Source organism: Streptomyces sp. CB02400 (assembly GCF_001905725.1).
Lineage (GTDB): Bacteria > Actinomycetota > Actinomycetes > Streptomycetales > Streptomycetaceae > Streptomyces > Streptomyces atrovirens.
Genome location: NZ_LIWB01000004.1, coordinates 354,530 through 370,830, shown reverse-complemented (window position 1 = coordinate 370,830; position 16,301 = coordinate 354,530). Strand labels below are relative to the sequence as shown.

General features: G+C 71.4%; 19 protein-coding genes. 15 read left to right on the top strand and 4 right to left on the bottom strand.

All coding sequences use genetic code 11. The annotated features are described in order from the left end of the window. The first annotated feature begins 92 nt into the window (after positions 1-92). Entirely contained in the window at positions 93-1,670 is a 1,578-nt protein-coding gene (locus tag AMK33_RS12715) for a serine/threonine-protein kinase (RefSeq protein ID WP_443030913.1), read from the top strand. A 3-nt stretch (positions 1,671-1,673) separates the two neighbouring features. Next, entirely contained in the window at positions 1,674-1,919 is a 246-nt protein-coding gene (locus AMK33_RS45160; protein ID WP_443030915.1) for an RICIN domain-containing protein, read from the top strand. Between the two features lie 33 nt (positions 1,920-1,952). On the opposite strand, the gene AMK33_RS12710 is transcribed toward AMK33_RS45160, so the two are convergent. Beyond that, complete coding sequence (locus tag AMK33_RS12710) at positions 1,953-2,294, bottom strand: PLD nuclease N-terminal domain-containing protein (RefSeq protein ID WP_073932893.1); 342 nt, start codon at positions 2,292-2,294, stop codon at positions 1,953-1,955. Between the two features lie 76 nt (positions 2,295-2,370). On the opposite strand from AMK33_RS12710, the gene AMK33_RS12705 reads away from it, so the two are divergent. Then, positions 2,371-3,822: a menaquinone biosynthesis decarboxylase gene (locus tag AMK33_RS12705; protein ID WP_073932892.1), complete on the top strand. Its 1,452-nt coding sequence runs from the start codon at positions 2,371-2,373 to the stop codon at positions 3,820-3,822. After that, the gene (gene mqnP / locus AMK33_RS12700) at positions 3,819-4,724 is read left to right on the top strand and encodes a menaquinone biosynthesis prenyltransferase MqnP (protein ID WP_073932891.1); all 906 of its coding nucleotides are present in this window, start codon (positions 3,819-3,821) and stop codon (positions 4,722-4,724) included. The genes AMK33_RS12705 and mqnP overlap by 4 nt, the downstream gene beginning before the upstream one ends. A 23-nt stretch (positions 4,725-4,747) precedes the next feature. Here the strand turns inward: mqnP and AMK33_RS12695 are convergent, their stop codons facing one another. Continuing rightward, positions 4,748-4,948, bottom strand: a complete 201-nt coding sequence (locus AMK33_RS12695; RefSeq protein WP_006133221.1) for a type II toxin-antitoxin system VapB family antitoxin — start codon at positions 4,946-4,948, stop codon at positions 4,748-4,750. A 174-nt stretch (positions 4,949-5,122) separates the two neighbouring features. On the opposite strand from AMK33_RS12695, the gene AMK33_RS12690 reads away from it, so the two are divergent. From AMK33_RS12690 to AMK33_RS12650, 10 genes are all read left to right on the top strand, one after another. Continuing rightward, complete coding sequence (locus tag AMK33_RS12690) at positions 5,123-5,773, top strand: UbiX family flavin prenyltransferase (RefSeq protein ID WP_201263017.1); 651 nt, start codon at positions 5,123-5,125, stop codon at positions 5,771-5,773. 72 nt (positions 5,774-5,845) lie between these two features. Continuing rightward, the gene (locus AMK33_RS12685) at positions 5,846-6,304 is read left to right on the top strand and encodes an Lrp/AsnC family transcriptional regulator (RefSeq protein ID WP_073932889.1); all 459 of its coding nucleotides are present in this window, start codon (positions 5,846-5,848) and stop codon (positions 6,302-6,304) included. 50 nt (positions 6,305-6,354) lie between these two features. Then, complete coding sequence (gene mqnE / locus AMK33_RS12680; protein ID WP_073932888.1) at positions 6,355-7,518, top strand: aminofutalosine synthase MqnE; 1,164 nt, start codon at positions 6,355-6,357, stop codon at positions 7,516-7,518. A 235-nt stretch (positions 7,519-7,753) separates the two neighbouring features. Continuing rightward, complete coding sequence (locus AMK33_RS12675) at positions 7,754-8,392, top strand: UdgX family uracil-DNA binding protein (protein WP_073932887.1); 639 nt, start codon at positions 7,754-7,756, stop codon at positions 8,390-8,392. Positions 8,393-8,408: 16 nt separating this feature from the next. Then, the gene (locus tag AMK33_RS12670; RefSeq protein ID WP_073932886.1) at positions 8,409-8,933 is read left to right on the top strand and encodes a GNAT family N-acetyltransferase; all 525 of its coding nucleotides are present in this window, start codon (positions 8,409-8,411) and stop codon (positions 8,931-8,933) included. Positions 8,934-9,029: 96 nt separating this feature from the next. Continuing rightward, entirely contained in the window at positions 9,030-9,341 is a 312-nt protein-coding gene (locus tag AMK33_RS12665) for a DUF4229 domain-containing protein (protein WP_073932885.1), read from the top strand. A gap of 151 nt (positions 9,342-9,492) precedes the next feature. Beyond that, on the top strand, positions 9,493-9,594 hold the full coding sequence (locus AMK33_RS45155) for a putative leader peptide (protein ID WP_311709939.1): 102 nt from the start codon (positions 9,493-9,495) through the stop codon (positions 9,592-9,594). Between the two features lie 67 nt (positions 9,595-9,661). Continuing rightward, the gene (locus AMK33_RS12660; RefSeq protein ID WP_073932884.1) at positions 9,662-10,978 is read left to right on the top strand and encodes a dicarboxylate/amino acid:cation symporter; all 1,317 of its coding nucleotides are present in this window, start codon (positions 9,662-9,664) and stop codon (positions 10,976-10,978) included. A 194-nt stretch (positions 10,979-11,172) separates the two neighbouring features. Then, the gene (locus AMK33_RS12655) at positions 11,173-11,940 is read left to right on the top strand and encodes an SPFH domain-containing protein (RefSeq protein WP_443030912.1); all 768 of its coding nucleotides are present in this window, start codon (positions 11,173-11,175) and stop codon (positions 11,938-11,940) included. 24 nt (positions 11,941-11,964) lie between these two features. Continuing rightward, on the top strand, positions 11,965-12,657 hold the full coding sequence (locus AMK33_RS12650) for a TetR/AcrR family transcriptional regulator (protein ID WP_073932883.1): 693 nt from the start codon (positions 11,965-11,967) through the stop codon (positions 12,655-12,657). Here AMK33_RS12650 and AMK33_RS12645 read toward each other — a convergent pair. Together AMK33_RS12645 and AMK33_RS12640 are read right to left on the bottom strand one after the other, a co-directional pair. Beyond that, positions 12,627-13,493 (bottom strand): MaoC family dehydratase, encoded by an 867-nt coding sequence (locus AMK33_RS12645; protein WP_073932882.1) that lies wholly within the window; start codon positions 13,491-13,493, stop codon positions 12,627-12,629. The two genes, AMK33_RS12650 and AMK33_RS12645, sit on opposite strands and share 31 nt — an antisense overlap. Before the next feature lie 7 nt (positions 13,494-13,500). Next, positions 13,501-14,808, bottom strand: a complete 1,308-nt coding sequence (locus tag AMK33_RS12640) for a 3-oxoacyl-ACP reductase (protein WP_073932881.1) — start codon at positions 14,806-14,808, stop codon at positions 13,501-13,503. 87 nt (positions 14,809-14,895) lie between these two features. On the opposite strand from AMK33_RS12640, the gene AMK33_RS12635 reads away from it, so the two are divergent. After that, positions 14,896-16,221 (top strand): acetyl-CoA C-acetyltransferase, encoded by a 1,326-nt coding sequence (locus AMK33_RS12635; RefSeq protein WP_073932880.1) that lies wholly within the window; start codon positions 14,896-14,898, stop codon positions 16,219-16,221. Positions 16,222-16,301: the final 80 nt, after the last annotated feature.

The window sequence follows — 16,301 nt, the reverse complement described above, 5'->3', positions numbered from 1 at the left end:
TCCAATTCTAGTCCGCGCTGGTTCAGACTGACCCGTGCCGACGTGCGGTCCGCCCGCCACGGGGGAACGGGCGGGCCGCCATCAGTGGCGCGGTGACGGAACACGACGACGGGGCAGGCGTGATCGAGCTGGGCGGAAGCGGCGCCGAGCCGCTGGAGGACGAGGACCCGCGACGGATCGGACCGATCCCGCTCGTCGGACGGCTCGGGGCCGGCGGCATGGGCCGTGTCTATCTGGGCGTGCACGAGGGGCGGTACGCCGCGGTCAAGCAGTTGCTGCCGTCGGTCGTCGCGGAGGACAAGGACTTCCTGCGCCGCTTCGGACACGAGCTGGACAACCTGGCCCGCTTACCCGAACACGCCACGGCCCCGCTGCTCGCGGGCGACCGCACCGCCCGGCCCCCGTGGTTCGCCACCGCCTACGTCCCCGGCCTCACCCTGCGGGAGGCCCTCGAAGCCCACGAGGGGCCGCTGCCCGCCGCCGCGCTGTGGCTGCTGCTGCGGGAGGCCGCCGCGGGGCTCGCCGAGGTGCACGCGCTGGACATGGTGCACCGGGACATCAAGCCGTCCAACGTCATGCTCACCCTCGACGGCCTCACCCTCATCGACTTCGGTGTGGCCCGTGCCGCCGAGCAGAGCCAGCTCACCCGGACCGGCATGGTGGTGGGCACCCCCGCCTACATGTCCCCCGAACAGGCCTCGGGGGCGCGCAGCTCGACCGGGGCCGTCGACATCTTCGCGCTCGGTTCCGTCCTCGCGTACGCGGCGAGCGGCCGGCCGCCCTTCGGCGACGAGTCCGGGCACGGCGTGCTGTACCGGATCGTGCACGAGGAACCCGACCTCGACGCCGTACGGGCCCTCGACCCCGAACTCGCCGAGGTCGTCGCGGCCTGCCTGGACAAGGACTACGAGGGCCGGCCCACCGCCGCCGAACTGGTCGAACTCGCCGACCGGCACGGCCCGTTCAGCCCGCCCCTGTGGCCCGAGGCCATCACGGCGCAGCTGACCGAACGGGCCGCGTTCACGGAGCGGACGCCGACCGTTCCAGAGGTCCCGGAGGAACCGGAAGAGCCGGAAGAACCGGCGAAGCCCCAGGAACCGGAAGAGTCCGGGGCGTCCGGGCCGGCGCGGGAGAAGCACGGTCGCCGGACCCGGGTGATCCCCGTGGTCGTCCCCGTCGTTGTCGTCACGACGGGCGCCACCCTCGCCTTCACGCTCCTGCCGTACACCTTCGACACCGACGACGAGGCGGGACCCACCCCCTCCGCGTCGGTCACGGTCTCCGCCACCGCGACGCCGTCGGGGACGGCCGGCGGGTCCGCGAAGCCGTCGCCGTCCACCGGCGCGTCCTCCGTGAAGGACTCGAAGAACCCCAAGGACTCGAAGGACTCGAAGGACTCGGACAAGCCGGGATCCGGCTCCCAGGAGTCACCGGCCGCGGCCGGGGCGGAGGGCGCGGGCGCCGGCTCGGACGCGGACGACGGAGCCGCGAAGGGCAGCGGCAGTGACGGGGACGGCTCCTCCTCGGACACGGACACGGAGGTCGAAGCCCCGTCGACGGGCGGCTTCACCCTGCGCAACGCGTCGAGCGGACAGTGCCTCACCGCCTCCGACACCGCCTCGTACGGCAATGTCGGCGGGGGCGGCTGCACCGCCGCGACGGCCCGCTAGAGCCTGCGGAGCGTCTCCTCCGGCACCTACCGGATCGTCCACCAGGCGTCCGGCACCTGCCTGTCCGGCTACGGTTCGATGCACAGCGCGACCTGCGGTGCGGACAACGCCCAGGAGTGGCGTCTCGGTTCGGGCGGCACCGTGATCCTCACGAACAAGGGCCTGTGTCTGGAGCACGCCACCCCGAGCGGCATGGTCATGCGGCGGACGTGCACCGGCTCGGCCGCCCAGAGCTGGACCCGGGGCTGACGCGGGGCTGACGCAGGACTGACGCGGGGGCGGTCAGGCGGGTCCGCCCCGCTCGCCGTCCCCCGGCCTGTCGTCCTTGTCCTTCTCCTCGTCCAGTGACTTGAGGAACTCGGGGTTGTCGTCCGGCGCGACCCATTGCTGTCGGCCGCCGCCCCGGCTCCAGGCGGAGCCGACGGCACCACCCGGGCCCGCGGGGTGCCGCTTCTTGCCGGCGATCAGCCAGGAGATCGAGCCGACCAGCGGGAACAGCAGGACGAGGATCGCCCACAGGGGCTTGGGCATGTGCCGGATGTCGTCGTCCTTCGTGCTGATGCAGTCGATGAACGCGTACACGCTCAGGGCCAGTGGCACGAGGAACATCAGCACCCGCAGCATGGGCCTCTCCAGCGAAAGCAAGCGAAAGCGGTGGGCGGTACAGGGCCAGCGTAACCGCTCGGGGATACTTGACCGCATGGCTTACGACGATCTTCGCTCCCTGCTCAGGGCGCTGGAGCGCGAGGGTGACCTCAAGCGCATCAAGGCCGAGGTCGACCCGTATCTGGAGGTCGGTGAGATCGTCGACCGGGTGCAGAAGGCCGGCGGTCCCGCCCTGCTCTTCGAGAACGTGCGCGGCTCGGACATGCCCCTCGCGATGAACGTGTACGGCACCGACCGCCGCCTGCTGAAGGCGCTCGGCCTGAAGTCGTACGCGGACATCTCCGAGAAGATCGGCGGGCTGCTGAAGCCCGAGCTGCCGCACGGGTTCGTCGGGGTGCGCGAGGCGTTCGGGAAGCTCGGCGCGATGACGCACGTACCGCCGAGGAAGGTGAAGGACGCGCCCGTGCACGAGGTCGTGCTCACCGGCGACGACGTGGACCTCGACCGGCTCCCCGCGCTGTTCACCTGGCCCAAGGACGGCGGCTCCTTCTTCAACCTGGGGCTGACCCACACCAAGGACCCGGAGACGGGCATCCGCAACCTCGGCCTGTACCGGCTCCAGCGCCACGACAAGCGCACCATCGGCATGCACTGGCAGATCCACAAGGACAGCCGCAACCACTACCAGGTGGCCGCCCGGCGCGGTGAGCGCCTGCCCGTCGCCATCGCCTTCGGCTGCCCGCCCGCAGTGACGTACGCCTCCACCGCCCCCCTCCCCGGCGACATCGACGAGTACCTGTTCGCCGGGTTCGTGCAGGGCAAGCGGATCGAGATGGTCGACTGCAAGACGGTCCCGCTCCAGGTCCCGGCGCAGGCGGAGGTCGTCATCGAGGGCTGGCTGGAGCCCGGCGAGATGCTGCCCGAGGGGCCGTTCGGCGACCACACCGGGTTCTACACCCCGCAGGAGCCGTTCCCCGCGCTGAAGATCGACTGCGTGACGATGCGGAAGCGCCCGCTGCTCCAGTCGATCGTGGTCGGCAGGCCCCCGACGGAGGACGGGCCGCTGGGACGGGCGACGGAACGCTTCTTCCTCCCCCTCCTCAAGATCATCGTCCCGGACATCGTGGACTACCACCTCCCCGAGTCCGGCGGCTTCCACAACTGCGCGATCGTCTCGATCGACAAGAAGTACCCCAAGCACGCGCAGAAGGTCATGCACGCCATCTGGGGCGCCCACATGATGTCGCTGACCAAGCTGATCGTGGTCGTCGACTCCGACTGCGACGTCCACGACCTGCACGAGGTGTCCTGGCGGGCCCTCGGCAACACCGACTACGCCCGTGACCTCACCGTCGTCGAAGGCCCCGTCGACCACCTCGACCACTCCTCGTACCAGCAGTTCTGGGGAGGCAAGGCGGGCATCGACGCGACGAAGAAGTGGCCCGAGGAGGGGTACACGCGCGACGGCGGCTGGCCCGACATGGTCGAGTCCGACCCGGACACGGCCGCGCTCGTCGACCGCCGCTGGAAGGAGTACGGACTGTGACCTCGGCCTCCGCCGCGCTTCCGCAGCAGCCGGGACGCACGAAAGCCTTCCTGCGCCTGGTGATGATCGAGCACTCGGTCTTCGCCCTCCCCTTCGCCTACATCGCCGCCCTCACCGCGATGTACGAGTGGGACGAGAACATCCACTGGGGCAGGCTGCTCCTGGTCACCGTCGCCATGGTCGGCCTGCGCACCTTCGCCATGGCCGCCAACCGGATCATCGACCGCGAGATCGACGCCCGTAACCCGCGCACCGCCCACCGCGAGCTGGTCACCGGCGCGATGTCGGTCAAGCACGCCTGGACGGGCGCGCTCGTCGCCCTCGCCGTCTTCCTGGGCGCGGCGGCCCTGCTCAACCCGCTCTGCCTCGCCCTCGCGCCCGTCGCCGTGATCCCGATGGTGGTGTATCCGTACGGCAAGCGGTTCACCAACTTCCCGCAGGCCATCCTCGGACTCGCGCAGGCGATGGGCCCGGTCGGCGGCTGGCTGGCGATCACCGGGTCGTGGTCCTGGGACGCGGTGGTCCTCGGCCTCGCGGTCGGCGTCTGGATCGGCGGCTTCGACCTGATCTACGCCTGCCAGGACGTCGACACCGACCGCGAGATCGGCGTGAAGTCGGTCCCGGCCCGCTTCGGCATCCCGGCCGCGATCTGGGGCGCCCGCGCCTGCCACACCGTGACGACGGCCCTCTTCGTCTGGTACGCGATCCTCACCGACGCCGGCGCCTTCTTCTGGCTCGGCCTGCTGATCGTGGCCGGGGCCTTCGTCTACGAGCACACCATCGTCCGCCCGACCGACCTCTCCCGCCTGAACCGGGCGTTCTTCAGCGTCAACGGCTTCATCGGCATCGCCCTGTTCGTGTGCGCGCTGCTGGACCTGCTGGTGAGGGGGCTGACGGTGTAGGGCGCCGGTGCGCGGCCGGGGACTCAGCCCTGGGGCTCCTGCGGCTTGGCGTCGACCTCGCGCAGGCCCTGGTCCCTGAGTTCGGTGCGCGCCTCGGTGCGGTGGCCGCGGGCGATGTAGTCCCGTACGACCACCTCGATCGCGTCCTGGGGCGAGCCGACCCCCGCCAGGACCATCACTTCCACCACGAGTTCGGCGTCGAGACTGATATTGACCTTGGCCACCGTGTCCCCCTCATCGCGTCGCACCGGCACTCTATCCACCCGGGGCACGGCGGTACGAGATCGAGGCCCGACCGGTGGCCATGTACCGCCGGTGGGGCCTCCGACCGGTCCTGAGCGCGGCTGCCTGCCGTCCGCCGGTAGGCTCAAGATGTGAACGCAGGAGAAACGCGGCGCATGCCTTGGATCGTGGGGGTGTCCGGGGCATCCGGGACGCCCTACGCAGCCGCTGTGCTGCGTGCGCTTCTGGCGGCGGGCGAGAGTGTCGACCTCGTCGTCAGCCGGGCCTCCCGGCTCACCCTGCTGGACGAGACCGGCCTCGCCTTCCGGGACGCCCACTGGCGGGACGACCTGCGGGAATGGCTGTCCCGAGGCGCGGACGGCAAGCCGGACACGTTCACCGTCGACCTCGACGGCGTACGGCACTGGGCCGCCGGTGACCTCGCGGCCGGGCCGTCCTCGGGGTCGTATCCGAGCAAGGGCATGCTGATCGTGCCCGCCTCCACGGCCTGTGTGGCCGGGGTGGCGCTCGGGCTGTCCAAGGACCTGTTGCAGCGGGCGGCGAGCGTCACCCTGAAGGAGGGGCGCACGCTGATCGTGGCCGTACGGGAGACCCCGCTGAACGGCCAGACCCTGCGGCACCTGGTGACGCTGGACGACGCGGGCGCGACCGTGGTGCCCGCCTCGCCGGCCTTCTACGCGGGCGCGACGCACATCCAGGACCTGGTGGACTTCGTCGCCGGACGCGTACTCGACGCGGCGGGTGTCGAGCACCGGCTCTACCGTCGCTGGAAGGGCGAACTCGGCGGCGGATCCCGCACGGACTGAGCACTTCCCGCAACACCCCGGCACGTGCAGAACTTTCAGACCTCTTCAGTTCCAGTGGAAGGCTTCGATTCGATGGACGCGGTGGACAGGCAGCTCATCCAGGCCCTGAGAGAGAACGGCCGGGCCTCCTACGCGGAGCTGGGACGCCTCGTCGGACTGTCGGGCCCCAGCGTCACCGACCGCATCAACCGGCTGGAGGCGGCCGGTGTCATCACCGGCTACCGCGCCACCGTGGACGCCGCCTCGCTCGGCCTCGGCGTCACCGCCCTGATCGGCATCTCGCTCTCCGACGCCGCCGACCACGAGGACGTGGCGCAGCGGCTGAAGGACCTGCAGGAGATCGAGGACTGCTGGTTCATCGCCGGCGACGACTCCTTCATGCTCAAGGTGCGGGCGACCGACGTGGACGGCCTGGAGAAGATCATCCGCCGGCTGTCCGGCACCAAGGGCGTCTCCCGGACCCGTACGACCATCGTGCTCTCCACCAAGTGGGAGAACCGCGTCGGTGAGCTGCCGGAAGAAGTGGAGTAGCCGGGGCGTACGGTTGACCAGGTCTGCCTAAGAGGGAAAGAGGGATCGGCATGGACGTCGGGCTCAAGCGCGAGCTGGAGGAGAAGGTCAGGGCGGGCGAACGCCTGACCCGTGAGGACGGCATCGCGCTGTACGAGTCGGACGACCTGGCCTGGCTGGGCGGGCTGGCGCACGAGGTGCGGACGCGGCTGAACGGCGACGTCGTGCACTTCAACGTCAACCGTCACCTCAACATGACGAACGTGTGCACCGCCTCCTGCGCGTACTGCTCCTTCCAGCGCAAGCCGGGGGAGAAGGACGCGTACACGATGCGCATCGAGGAGGCGGTGAAGCTCGCCAAGGCGATGGAGTCGGAGAACCTCACCGAGCTGCACATCGTCAACGGGCTGCACCCCAACCTGCCGTGGCGCTACTACCCGCGCTCGCTCAGGGAGTTGAAGGCCGCGCTGCCGGAGGTCTCGCTGAAGGCGTTCACGGCGACGGAGATCCATCACTTCGAGACGATCTCCGGGATGTCCGCCTCCGACATCCTGGACGAGCTGATCGACGCCGGTCTGGAGTCCCTCACCGGCGGTGGCGCGGAGATCTTCGACTGGGAGGTGCGGCAGCACATCGTCGACCACCGGACCCACTGGGAGGACTGGTCGAGGATCCACCGGCTGGCGCACGAGAAGGGGCTCAAGACGCCGTGCACCATGCTGTACGGCCACATCGAGGAGCCCCGCCACCGCGTGGACCACGTGCTGCGGCTGCGTGAACTCCAGGACGAGACCGGCGGTTTCCAGGTCTTCATCCCGCTGCGCTACCAGCACGACTTCGTGGACATGAAGGACGGCAAGGTACGCAACCGGCTCCAGGCGCGGACGCAGATGGCGACCGGGGCGGAGGCGCTGAAGACGTTCGCGGTGTCGCGGCTGCTGTTCGACAACGTTCCGCACGTCAAGGTGTTCTGGGTGATGCACGGCGTGCAGACGGCGCAGCTCGCGCTGCAGCACGGGGCGGACGACATGGACGGGTCGGTGGTCGAGTACAAGATCACGCATGACGCGGACGACTTCGGTACGCCGAACAAGCTCACCCGTGAGGATCTGCTGGACCTCATCCGTGACGCGGGGTTCCAGCCGGTGGAACGGAACACCCGGTACGAGGTGATCCGGGAGTACGACGGTCCCGACCCGGCGCGTCGGGAGTCCCCCCAGCCGATGCGGGTGTGAGGCGAAGGGGCTCCGCCCCTTCGACCCCGCCAGGGGGCCCCCGCCCCCTGGACCCCCGGCCTGCGCCCACCCACCACCCGACTCGGCACCTCGAAAAGCGAGGCCCGGCGCTCGGCAAGTGAACAGCGCGGGGTGCCTGGTCCCACCTATAAGGGGAGCGGGGGACTGCGCGACCAGCCCCCACTCAGCCGCAGCCGGCACGGGTCCGAAGCCCCGCGGCGGGTACCCGGCCGCCATGGCCTCCGAAGACGCCTACACGGCGGAACCCTTCGTGCCGTCCCGCGGCGGCCTCCCCGCCCTGCGCAAGGCAGCCGCCGACTGCCGAGGCTGCCCCCTGCACAGGGACGCCACGCAGACCGTGTTCGGCACCGGAAACCCCCACGCCCGCGTCATGCTCATCGGCGAGCAGCCCGGTGACCAGGAGGACCGCCAGGGCGAACCCTTCGTCGGCCCCGCGGGCAAACTGCTCGACCGGGCGCTCGAAGAAGCCGGCCTGAACCCGGCGGACGCGTACGTCACCAACGCCGTCAAACACTTCAAGTTCACCCGGGCCGATCCCCACAAGCGCCGCATCCACAAGTCCCCCACCCGGCGCGAGGCGACCGCCTGCGCCCCTTGGCTCGCCGCCGAGCTGGCCCTCGTCGAGCCCGAGATCGTCGTCGTACTGGGCGCCACCGCCGGAAAGGCGCTGCTCGGCTCCTCGTTCCGGGTCACCCGGGTGCGCGGCACGGTGCTGGAGGAGGAGATCCACGGGCGCCCCGAGCGGCTGGTGCCCACGGTCCACCCCTCGGCGGTGCTGCGGGCGGACGACAGGGAGGCGGCGTACCGCGGACTGGTCGCCGACCTGAAAGTAGCTGCACAAGCCCTGGGGTAATGGTTAGTATCGCCGCATGCCCCTTACTTTTACCTTCGATCCCGTCGTCACCCCCGAACTCCGCGACGGCGTCCTCGACCTGTGGACCGATGTCACCAACGCCGGCGGAGCCGTCGGCTTCGTACCGCCCGTGACCCGTGAGGACATCCGCCCCGGCCTGGTGCGCCAGTTCGTGTCGATGGCGGAGGAGCGCTCGCGCCTCCTCGTCGGGCACGACGAGGAGGGCAGGGTGGCCGCGACGGCGTTCCTCACCTTCAACACCCACCACCTGATGACCCACTGGCTCTGGCTCTACACGGTGATGGTCCACCCCCGCCACCAGGGCAAGGGCTACGGCCGTGACCTGCTCGCCGCCGCCGAGGAGTCCGCCCGCACCGTCGACGGCATCGAGGCGATACGGCTCACCTGCCGCGGCGGCCTCGGCCTGGAGCGCTTCTACGCCTCCTGCGGCTACAAGGAGGTCGGCCGGGTCCCGGACGCCATCCGCGTGGCCCCGGGCGACGACCGCGACGACGTCGTCATGCTGCTGCCGCTGACCTGAGCCCCGTACCCCGCTGAAAGATCCGTGCCCGGTCGTGCTTCACTGGACGTCGTCCCTTTGGGACGTTCTGACCGTACGCAGGGAAGAGTGGATGAGATGCTCCGCTACACACTGATGCGCCTCGGGATCTTCGTGGGCTGCCTCGTGGTCGTCTGGGGCCTCGTCTACTCCGGCCTCGCCCCGCGCGGCCTCGGCGACTCCAACGGCCTGTGGATCGTACTGCTCGCGCTGCTGATCTCGGCCCCGATCAGCTTCGTCGTGCTCCGCAAGGAGCGGGACCGGGCCTCCGAGCGGATCGTGCAGCGGGTGGACCGGGCCAAGGCCAACCTGGAGGCCAACCGCAACATGGAGGACACGGCCGACGAGGCCGCCCGCACGCAGGGGCAGGCGCAGGGCCAGGCCTCGTAACGTACGTCACACCCGCGCACCGCACTCGGTCGCCCCGGTTTCCGAACTTCCCTGGAAACCGGGGCGCTTTGCGTTGTATGGGTGCCTTTGGTTCCCCACCTCTCAAAGCAAGGCTTTGAGGATCCCAAAGCTCAGGTGTTACGGTCTTCGGGTGAAGTCAGCAGCCGTGTTCCCCACGCCCCGGAGTGTTCCGCTCGTGGCGCGCCTGCACGTGGACCTCTGCCGGGTCACCGCCGCGAACTGTCGTCCCTGACGTTCCGCCGCCACCCGCGTCACCCGGTCCCACGTCACCTTCCTTACGCGTCCCCCCTCAACGGAGCATGTCCGTGTCCACGAACACGCAGTTCAAGCTGCCCATACGCGCGCCCTTCTGGGCCCAGATACTCGCCGGCCTCGTCCTGGGCGTCCTGCTCGGCTGGCTCGCCCGCAGCCAGGACGTCTCCTGGCTGGTCACCACCCTGGAGAAGGTCGGCGGCACCTTCATCGGCCTGCTGAAGCTGGCCGTCGCCCCGCTCGTCTTCTTCGCGATCCTGGTCTCCATCACCAACCTGCGGAAGGTCAACAACGCGGCCCGGCTGGCCTCGCGCACCCTCCTCTGGTTCATGATCACCTCGCTGATCGCGGTGGCGATCGGCCTGGTCATCGGCCTGGTCACCAACCCGGGCGCCGGCACCGGCCTCACCCCGGCGGACGGCGCCGCACCGGAGAAGTCCGGCTCCTGGATCGACTTCCTGACCGGCATCGTGCCGACCGACGTGATCACGCCGTTCACCGAGCTGAACGTCCTCCAGATCGTCTTCATGGCCGCCGTCGCCGGTATCGCCGCCCTCCAGCTCGGCGAGAAGGCCCAGCCGATCCTCAACCTGAGCGAGTCCGTCCTCGAACTCCTCCAGAAGGCCCTGTGGTGGGTCATCCGCCTCGCCCCGCTCGGCACCGTCGGCCTCATCGGCAACGCCATCGCCACCTACGGCTGGGACCTGATCGGCAAGTACGCCACCTTCACCGCCGACATCTACGTCGGCTGCGCGCTCGTCCTCTTCGGCGTCTACCCGGCGCTGCTGGCGACCGTGGCCAAGGTCAGCCCGGTGCAGTTCTTCAAGGGCGCCTGGCCCGCGATCCAGCTCGCCTTCGTCTCCCGCTCCTCCGTCGGCACCATGCCGCTCACCCAGAAGGTCACCGAGCGCCTCGGCGTACCGAAGGAGTACGCCTCCTTCGCCGTCCCGTTCGGCGCGACGACGAAGATGGACGGCTGCGCCGCCATCTACCCGGCCATCGCCGCGATCTTCGTCGCCCAGATCTTCGACATCCAGCTCGGCGTCGGCGACTACCTGCTGATCGCGTTCGTCTCGGTGGTGGGCTCCGCCGCCACGGCCGGCCTCACCGGCGCCACGGTCATGCTCACCCTCACCCTCTCCACCCTGGGCCTGCCCATGGAGGGCGTGGGCCTGCTCCTCGCCATCGACCCGATCCTGGACATGATCCGCACCGCGACCAACGTCGCGGGCCAGGCCCTGGTCCCGGTCATCGTCTCCGCCCGTGAGGGACTGCTCGACCGGAAGGCGTACGACTCGGTCCACGCCTCGCCGGTCGACGAGAACCCGGCCGACGAGCCCCGGCGGGTCCCCGCGGTGGCCTGACCGTCCCCGTCCCCGGGTGTGAGGGGCGCTTCCCGGCAACCACCGACAGGTGACCGTTGCTGGAGGCGCCCCTTACTCCTGTCCCCCTGTCGAGCAGGGCACCAACGGTGTGCTGACCCGCTACGGCGCCGTCACCCGCACCCTGGACGCCGGCCGACACTACCTGTGGCACCGTTCCTGGTCAGTGAGCAGGAGTGGGTCCTGGACCCGTTGCTGCTCGCTGCGGACATCCCGAACGGGTGCTGTCCAGCGCCGTACAGGACGCGATCCGGCAGCGGGCCCGCCGGATGCGCACCCAGCGCGCCTACGACCTGCGCGGCTCGGACGTGGCCGACATGCAGGAACTGCTCAACCGGCAGCTCTCCGGCCACGGCGTGCGCATCACCGGCTGCAACATCCCCGACGTGCGGCTTCCGACGCAGTACCAGCACCACCTGGCCACCCGGGAGCGGATCGCCAAGGAGCGCACCGCCTACGAGCAGGAGTGGGGCCTGACCCGCAAGCGGCGCATCGACAGCCTGGGCATGGACATCGAGCGGGCCAAGAAGGTGCGCGACGCCCGGATCGTCGAGGTGAAGGCCGCGCTGAACCGGGCCCGCGAGGAGGCCGCCCAGTTGCTGGAGCGGCAGGAGACCGAGGCCCAGCGGGTGCGGTTCGAGATCGAGACGCGCGGCCGCAGCGGGCTCATCGCCGCCGAGAACGAGGCCCGCGCCCAGCGCGCCCTGGCCAAGGCCTACCGTGACAACCGGGCGGTGCTCCAGTACGAACTGGCCCGCAGGCGCCTGGAGGTGGGCGCCGGGCCGGCCGGGAAGGCCCCGCAGCCGGTGGTGGTCCGTACCGACGGCGGCACCGACACCTCGGCGCTGTCCACGCTGTTCACCGCGCAGCTCCTGCCGCGGCTGACGGCGGGCGAACGGCCCGTCCTCGGTGACCGGAGCCACGGCGGCCGGGACTCCGAGTGAGGGACGGACCGTACGCTGTGTCCCATGGGTGCCGTGAAGACGAAGCGGATGCCGCGTGCGGTCCGTGAACAGCAGATGCTGGACGCCGCCGTACGGACCTTCGGTCAACGGGGGTACATGGCCGCGTCGATGGACGAGATCGCCGAACTGGCGGGCGTGTCCAAGCCGTTGGTGTACCTGTATCTGAACTCCAAGGAGGACCTGTTCACCGCGTGCATCCGGCGTGAGGCGAAGGCCCTCACCGAGGCCGTGCGCGCCGGTGCCCGCCCGGAGCTGCCGGCCGACCGGCAGCTCTGGTCGGGTCTGACGGCGTTCTTCACGCACACCGCCCGGCGTCCGGACGGCTGGGCGGTGCTGCACATCCAGGCCCGCACCCACGGTGAGGTGTTCGCCGCCGAGGTCGCCGCGATGCGCGCGGAGATCGTGGCGTTCGTGACGCAGCTCATCCTGGTCGCCGCCCGCGACGCCCACCGGGACCCGGATCTGCCCGAGCGTGAGGTCTCGGGGCTCGCGGAGGCCCTGGTCGGGGCCGCCGAGTCCCTCGCGGACTGGGCCAACGCCACCCCCGGTGTCACGGCCCGGCAGTCGGCGGGGACCCTGATGAACTTCGCCTGGGCGGGGCTCGGCGACCTGATGGCCGGCCGCCGCTGGACCCCGCCGGACGACGAGCCCGGCCCGGAGACGGCTCAGAGCGGGCCGACCTCCCCGGTCACGTGAACCCGGCCGCCGTCGCCGCGTAGTTCGAAGCGTCCGCCCTCCGCCGCGTACGTCACCGTCCCCGGCAGCAGCACCGGCGCCCGGAAGTCCGCGCGGACCTCCGCCGCGTCCGGGGTGCCGTGGGCGGCGAGGCAGCGGGCCACGGTCCACATGCCGTGCGCGATGGCGCGGGGGAAGCCGAAGAGCCGGGCGGTGAGCGGGTGCAGATGGATCGGGTTGCGGTCGCCGGACGCGGCACCGTAGCGCCGTCCGACGTCCCCGGCCAGCCGCCACTCGTCGACGGCGGGCAGCGGCTCGCGTTCTTCCTCCTGGCCCTTCCGGTGTCCGGAGGTGGTCCGGTGGCGGGCCAGATACGTGCTCCGCGACTCCCATACGACGTCCCCGCCGTCCCGCATCTCGGTGACCACGGCGGCCTCCGTGCCGCGCCGGTGCGGGGCCAGTCCTTCGACGTACACCGTCAGCTCGTACGCGCCCGTGGCCGGTGCCGCCCGGTGCCGGGTGATCCGTATCGACGTGTGGACGAGGCCGAGGAGCGGGAGCGGGAAGTCCGGCCCGCTCATCAGGCGCATGGCGAGCGGGAAGCCCAGCACGTGCGGATACGTCACCGGCAGCGCGTCTTCGTGGCTTGCGGAACCGGTCGGGAAGCCGCACACCCGCTCGTACGCGACGAGCCGGGCGGTGTCGGCGCGCAGGGCGGGCAGCACCAGCCGGGTGCGGGGGTGGGCGGCGTCGGGACGGGGGCGCTTGAAGGGGGACAGCAGGGCGCCGCGGGCGAGGAGCGGCGCGAGGGCGGGGGCGTCGGAGAGCTCCACGGTGGGCGCGGGTGCGGACGTCATGGAGCGTTCACGCCCCCAGCAGGCTCTGGCCGCAGACCCGTACGACCTGCCCGTTCACCGCGCCGGAGGCCGGGTGGGCGAGCCAGGCGGTGGTCTCGGCGACGTCGATGGGCAGGCCGCCCTGGGCGAGGGAGTTCATCCGGCGGCCCGCCTCCCGGATGAACAGCGGAACGGCGGCCGTCATCTTCGTCTCGATGAAGCCGGGCGCGACCGCGTTCACCGTCACCCCGTGCCCGTCGAGCGCGTGCGGCGCGAGGGCGCGGACCAGGCCGGTGACGCCCGCCTTGCTCGCCCCGTAGTTGGTCTGGCCGGCGTTCCCGGCGATCCCCGCGATGGACGCCGTGGCGACGATCCGCCCGCCGCGCCTCAGGGTCCCGGCGGCGAGCAGCGCGTCGGTGGTGCGCAGCACGCTCGCCAGGTTCACCTCCAGCACCGGGCTCCAGAGCTCGGCCGGCATGTTGACCAGCCGCCGGTCACGGGTGATGCCCGCGTTGTGGACGAGCACGTCGAGGCCGTCGGGGAGGGCTTCGGCGATGCGGGCGCCCGCGTCGGCGGCGGTGATGTCGAGGGGGAGCGCGGTCCCGCCGAGCCGCTCGGCGACGCGCCGGGCGTCCGCCTCGGCCCCCGGTACGTCGAGGACGACCACCTTGGCGCCGTCCCGCGCCAGCGTCTCGGCGACCGCCTCGCCGATGCCGCGCGCGGCGCCGGTCACCAGGGCGGTACGGCCGGACAGGGGACGGTCCACGTCGTACGGGGCGGCGGTCTCGTGCGCGCCGACCCCGATCACCTGGCCGCTGACGTAGGCCGATCCGGGGGAGAGCAGGAAGCGGAGGGTGGACTCGGCGGCGGGGGCGTCGGTGAGGCGGACCAGGTTCACGGTGATGCCCCGCCCGGTCTCCTTGCCGAGGGAGCGGGTGAAGCCCTCCAACGCCTGCTGGGCGGCGGCCTGATGGTGGTCGGCGGGGTCGAGCGGGGCACCGAGCACCACGATCCGGCCGCTCGCGGCGACCGACCGCACGACGGGATGCAGGGCCGCGTGCACCTCTGCGAGCCCCTCCACGTCCCGTATCCCGCTGGCGTCCAGGACGACGGCGGCGGGCCGGCCCGTGGCGTCGTCCGGGGCGGGTCCGGTACGGGCCAGGACGGGGGCGAGGTCGAGGTCGGACTTGCCGGCCGTGAGGTGGAGCAGGCCGCCGTCCAGGTCCGGCCGCTCCGGTGACCGGCGCCGCAGCGGCGCCGGCCGGGGGAGTCCCAGGCGGCGCGTGAGGAAGCGGCCGGGCGCGGTGCCGGTGAAGCTCAGATAGCGGTCGGCCATGGGGGACTCCCGGTGTGGTCTCGCTTTGCTTACTCTGGAGTAAGGTTACTGGAGGTAAGGGTATGTCACAGTGAGGAGCAGGTCGAGATGAGCACCCTCAAGCCGAGCCCCCCGGGGCCGGCCGCCGTCCGGCGCGTCGCGGTCATCGGCGGCAGCCGCGTCCCCTTCGCCCGCTCCGACGGCCCCTACGCCACCGCCTCCAACCAGGAGATGCTCACCGCCGCGCTGAACGGACTCGTGGAGCGGTACGGACTGCGAGCGCCGGGCGCGGTGGGGGAGTTGGTCGCCGGGGCGGTCCTCAAGCACAGCCGTGACTTCAACCTCGCCCGCGAGACCGTCCTCGGCTCGGCGCTCGACGCCCGCACCCCCGCCTACGACATCCAGCAGGCCTGCGGCACCGGGCTCCAGGCGGTCGTCGCCGCCGCCAACAAGATCGCCCTCGGCCAGACGGAGGCCGCGATCGCCGGTGGCGCCGACACCGCGAGCGACGCGCCCCTCGGCGTCAACGACACTCTGCGCAAGGTGCTGTTGGAGGCGCGGCGCGCCAAGTCGCTCGGCGGCCGGCTGAAGGCCCTGGCGAAGGTGCGCCCCGGCCACCTCGTCCCCGACATCCCGCGCAACGCCGAACCGCGCACGGGTCTGTCCATGGGCGAGCACGCCGCGGTCACCGCACGCGCCTGGGGCGTCAGCCGCGAGGACCAGGACGAACTGGCGGCGACCAGTCACCAGCGGCTGGCGGCGGCGTACGAACGCGGTCTGTTCCAGGACCTGGTGGTGCCCTTCCGGGGCCTGGCCCGCGACCAGAACCTGCGCCCCGGCTCGACGGTGGAGAAACTCGCCGCGCTGAAGCCGGTGTTCGGCCTCGACGACCCCGACCCGACCATGACGGCGGGCAATTCGACCCCGCTCACGGACGGTGCCGCGCTGGTGCTGCTGGCGAGCGAGGAGTGGGCGGCGGAGCGGGGCCTGGAACCCCTCGCCTACCTGACCGCGTACGAGACGGCCGCCGTGGACTTCGTGCACGGGGACGTCGCCGACGGCGAGGACGGCCTGCTGATGGCACCCGCGTACGCGGTCCCGCGCATGCTGGAGCGGGCCGGTCTCGGCATGGCGGACTTCGACCTGATCGAGGTGCACGAGGCGTTCGCCTCCCAGGTGCTGGCCACGCTGGCCGCCTGGGAGAAGCGCGGGCTGGCGCCCGTCGACCGCGCCCGGCTGAACGTGGCGGGCTCGTCCCTGGCCACCGGCCACCCCTTCGCCGCCACCGGCGCCCGCATCGTGGCCACCCTGGCGAAACTCCTCGCCGAACGGGACGCCCCCGCACGCGGGCTGATCTCGGTCTGCGCGGCGGGCGGCCAGGGTGTGACGGCGATCCTGGAACGACCGGGCGTTTCCGGGGACGTACGTGAGTGACCCTCACGTAACCCGCAAGATTGCACACCCCCGGCCCGGGACCATCCCCGGACCCGCACAGACCTTCCACGTCAGGGCCG

Excerpts from the sequence above, each read along its gene's own strand:
- AMK33_RS12645 (WP_073932882.1), bottom strand. The coding sequence starts at position 13,493 with ATGACGTCCGCACCCGCGCCCACCGTGGAGCTCTCCGACGCCCCCGCC.
- mqnE (WP_073932888.1), top strand. The coding sequence starts at position 6,355 with ATGGACGTCGGGCTCAAGCGCGAGCTGGAGGAGAAGGTCAGGGCGGGC.
- AMK33_RS12675 (WP_073932887.1), top strand. The coding sequence starts at position 7,754 with ATGGCCTCCGAAGACGCCTACACGGCGGAACCCTTCGTGCCGTCCCGC.
- AMK33_RS12660 (WP_073932884.1), top strand. The coding sequence starts at position 9,662 with ATGTCCGTGTCCACGAACACGCAGTTCAAGCTGCCCATACGCGCGCCC.
- AMK33_RS12650 (WP_073932883.1), top strand. The coding sequence starts at position 11,965 with ATGGGTGCCGTGAAGACGAAGCGGATGCCGCGTGCGGTCCGTGAACAG.
- AMK33_RS12690 (WP_201263017.1), top strand. The coding sequence starts at position 5,123 with ATGCCTTGGATCGTGGGGGTGTCCGGGGCATCCGGGACGCCCTACGCA.
- AMK33_RS12635 (WP_073932880.1), top strand. The coding sequence starts at position 14,896 with ATGAGCACCCTCAAGCCGAGCCCCCCGGGGCCGGCCGCCGTCCGGCGC.
- AMK33_RS12705 (WP_073932892.1), top strand. The coding sequence starts at position 2,371 with ATGGCTTACGACGATCTTCGCTCCCTGCTCAGGGCGCTGGAGCGCGAG.
- AMK33_RS12640 (WP_073932881.1), bottom strand. The coding sequence starts at position 14,808 with ATGGCCGACCGCTATCTGAGCTTCACCGGCACCGCGCCCGGCCGCTTC.
- AMK33_RS12670 (WP_073932886.1), top strand. The coding sequence starts at position 8,409 with ATGCCCCTTACTTTTACCTTCGATCCCGTCGTCACCCCCGAACTCCGC.
- AMK33_RS12685 (WP_073932889.1), top strand. The coding sequence starts at position 5,846 with ATGGACGCGGTGGACAGGCAGCTCATCCAGGCCCTGAGAGAGAACGGC.
- AMK33_RS12665 (WP_073932885.1), top strand. The coding sequence starts at position 9,030 with ATGCTCCGCTACACACTGATGCGCCTCGGGATCTTCGTGGGCTGCCTC.
- AMK33_RS12710 (WP_073932893.1), bottom strand. The coding sequence starts at position 2,294 with ATGCTGCGGGTGCTGATGTTCCTCGTGCCACTGGCCCTGAGCGTGTAC.